General features: G+C 38.3%; 1 protein-coding gene. It reads left to right on the top strand.

Annotation, left to right across the window (positions count from 1 at the left end; genetic code table 11):
* On the top strand, positions 1 to 183 hold a 183-nt coding region (locus tag AAEY88_RS12570; RefSeq protein ID WP_350562918.1), incomplete at its 5' end, for a hypothetical protein.
* Between the last annotated feature and the right edge of the window lie 423 nt (positions 184 to 606).

The raw sequence follows: 606 nt of genomic DNA, 5'->3' as shown, positions 1-606 counted from the left end.
AATAGTAGCTATCTCACTCAAAGTAGCGCCGTTCCAATAGGGGCGTATTATACGCAGTTTGAAGCGGGCGTCAAGGGATTTTGGAAATTTATTGTGTTAACCACTAATATATTCAGCAATTACAGCCCTTCGGCATCTTTATTGACTAGAGGCCATATGCTTTTATCTACTTTTATCCGTTAATTTAACTTACTGCTACATAGTGTTAGTGCGTTATTCTCGATCAGTAATTAATTTGAGTATGCCACAGCTGATAGCAACTTTTTAAACGATAGTAGAGGCAACTCCGGCCTTTGTCACTAATAGATACACTAGGACCCTATGCTGAGACCTTCTCGTATAATACTCATAGAAGAACTCATTCTCTTGCAATTATATTATCAGAAAAACTTTTGTATAAGTCTTATTTAAACTTAATACATCATAGAATAAGGATTAACCTATTATCTCCTTGAGCTAAACCTTCCACAATAAAAAATCCTTTAACGCATTAACATTGGATATTGATGCAGGCATAGCGAGCATATGCAGAGCAAATCTCTGCAAGCGAAGCCTTCCGTCTTGCGCTGCGGGCAACGGTCTACCAGACCATTGCTATTCCTTGCT

It is taken from the genome of Psychrobacter sp. CAL346-MNA-CIBAN-0220 (assembly GCF_040309805.1).
GTDB lineage: Bacteria > Pseudomonadota > Gammaproteobacteria > Pseudomonadales > Moraxellaceae > Psychrobacter.
Note: the sequence above shows the minus strand (reverse complement) of the source record. Positions and strands in the feature narration are given on the sequence as shown.